We start from the raw sequence: 2,191 nt of genomic DNA on the forward strand, positions 1-2,191 counted from the left end.
CCGCATGTGCGGGGCGCCCCTCGTCGTCGTACCGCGCATGAAGCTCGCGGGGGCTACGCCTCCCGGCGGTGCCGTCCGCCGCTCGCCTCGACGCCCGCGGCGGCGGCCCGCTCCTTCTCGGCCTGTTCCTCCGCCTCCATCTCCGCGAACACGTCGATCGGCGCGGGCGCCTTCGCCAGGAAGACCCAGGTCAGCCACACGGCCAGCAGGAACGGGGGAATCTTGAGGGCGACCAGGACCCAGCCCAGCTGCGCGGTGTTCGCCCACCAGTACAGCGGGAAGAGGATCGCGCACTTGCCGAGCAGGATCAGGCCCCAGGCCCAACTGGCCTTGGCGTACGCCTTCTTGCGGCCCGGGTTGCGGGTGCGCCAGGAGAGGTTCTCCTTGAACACGGGCCCGAGGATCAGCCCGAGCAGCGGGACCCCGCACAGCGTGGTGACGATGTACGCCAGCGCCAGGCCCAGCGTGTAGAGCATGCCGGGCAGGTAGAAGTCCTTGGCGTTGCCCGTCATCATCGCGAAGACGACACCGAAGGCGACGCCGAAGACCCCGCTGAAGGCGTGCTTGACGGTGTCCCGCATGACCAGCCGGACCACCACGAGCGCGAGCGACACCGCGAGGGCGGCGATGGCCGACCAGTGCAGATCCTTGTTGATCGTGTAGATGGTGACGAAGAGGAGGCCGGGCAGCACCGTCTCGACCATGCCCCGCACTCCGCCGAACGCCTCGAACAGGGCGGCCTCCGTCACCGTCCGCGTGTCGTCGGCTTGAGTGTCTTCGGTCGGCTTGTCGAGCGACGTCACCGGCTACTCCCGTCCGAGGGGTCTCAGTTCGTATTTCGGATTGAACAGCACCCGGCGGCCCCGGCTCATCGAGATCCGCCCTGATGCGATCAGTCTGCGCCCCGGCTCTATCCCGACGATGGAGCGCCGCCCGAGCCACACCACGTCGAGCGCGGCGGAGCCGTCGAACAGCTCGGCCTCCAGGGCCGGGACGCCCGCGCGCGGCCGCAGTGTGACCGTGCGCAAGGTACCAGTAACCGTGACGATCTGTCGGTCGTGGCAGTCACCGATCCGGGTGCAGCCCGCGGTCTCGGTGTCCTCCCGCAGCTCCTCGGACTCCAGGTCCTCCTGCGAAGAGGAGAGCCGGTCGAGCATGCGCCGGAACCGGCCCACCGGCTTTTCGGAACGAGGAACAGCACTCATGTCTTGAAGCGTACCGGGGTGCACTGACGGCTACGTACCCGCGGCCCTAGCGCTCGAACCGGTAGCCCATGCCCGGCTCGGTGATGAAGTGCTTGGGGTGGGACGGGTCGGCCTCGAGTTTCCTGCGCAGTTGCGCCATGTACACCCTGAGGTAGTTGGTCTCGGTCCCGTATGACGGACCCCACACCTCCTGCAGGAGCTGCTTCTGGCTCACCAGGCGTCCGGTGTTGCGCACCAGCACCTCCAGCAGGTGCCACTCCGTGGGCGTCAGCCGGACGTCCCGGCCGCCCCGGTTGACCTTCTTCGCGGCCAGGTCGACCGTGAACTCGTCCGTCTCCACGCTCGTCACGTCGTCCTCGCCGGCCCCGACCGGCTCGGCCCGACGGACCGCGGCCCGCAGCCGGGCCAGCAGCTCGTCCATGCCGAACGGCTTGGTGACGTAGTCGTCGGCGCCGGCGTCCAGCGCCTCGACCTTCTCGTCGGAGGTGTGCCGGGCGGACAGCACCAGGATCGGCACCCGGGTCCAGCCGCGCAGCCCCTTGATCACCTCGACGCCGTCCATGTCGGGCAGGCCCAGGTCGAGGACGACCACGTCGGGGTGGCGGGCGGCGGCGAGCTGGAGGGCGCTCGCGCCGTCGTGGGCCGCGTCGACCTCGTACCTGCGCGCCTTGAGGTTGATCACGAGGGCACGGACGATCTGCGGCTCGTCGTCGACGACGAGCACCCTGGTGGGGGCCTGGGAAACGCCCCCGGTCGGGCTCACCATGTGGTCTGCCTTTCGGGTTCCGCGGAGTGGGGAGGCTCCGGCGCGGGCGACGCCGCCGCGCGCAGCGTGAGGACCATGGTGAGGCCGCCGCCGGGTGTGTCCTCGGCGTCGAGTGTGCCGCCCATGGCCTCGGTGAAGCCGCGCGCCACGGCGAGGCCGAGGCCCACGCCGGCCCCGCGCGGCGCGTCGCCGTAGCGCTGGAAGGGCTCGAAGATACGCT

4 protein-coding genes are annotated in these 2,191 nt (G+C 70.3%); all 4 read right to left on the reverse strand.

Annotation, left to right across the window (positions count from 1 at the left end):
- Positions 1-53: 53 nt before the first annotated feature.
- Positions 54-803, reverse strand: a complete 750-nt coding sequence (locus ACFU97_RS37370; protein ID WP_384265360.1) for a DUF3159 domain-containing protein — start codon at positions 801-803, stop codon at positions 54-56.
- A 3-nt stretch (positions 804-806) separates the two neighbouring features.
- The gene (locus ACFU97_RS37375; protein ID WP_384265362.1) at positions 807-1,205 is read right to left on the reverse strand and encodes an OB-fold nucleic acid binding domain-containing protein; all 399 of its coding nucleotides are present in this window, start codon (positions 1,203-1,205) and stop codon (positions 807-809) included.
- Positions 1,206-1,251: 46 nt separating this feature from the next.
- On the reverse strand, positions 1,252-1,971 hold the full coding sequence (locus ACFU97_RS37380; RefSeq protein WP_384265365.1) for a response regulator: 720 nt from the start codon (positions 1,969-1,971) through the stop codon (positions 1,252-1,254).
- On the reverse strand, positions 1,965-2,191 hold a 227-nt coding region (locus ACFU97_RS37385; RefSeq protein ID WP_384265366.1), incomplete at its 5' end, for a sensor histidine kinase. The genes ACFU97_RS37380 and ACFU97_RS37385, both read right to left, overlap by 7 nt.

It is taken from the genome of Streptomyces sp. NPDC057616, assembly GCF_042800575.1.
Lineage (GTDB): Bacteria > Actinomycetota > Actinomycetes > Streptomycetales > Streptomycetaceae > Streptomyces.

Bases quoted from the DNA above. Each gene is read 5' to 3' on its own strand.
- ACFU97_RS37375 (WP_384265362.1), bottom strand. From the start codon at position 1,205: ATGAGTGCTGTTCCTCGTTCCGAAAAGCCGGTGGGCCGGTTCCGGCGC.
- ACFU97_RS37380 (WP_384265365.1), bottom strand. From the start codon at position 1,971: ATGGTGAGCCCGACCGGGGGCGTTTCCCAGGCCCCCACCAGGGTGCTC.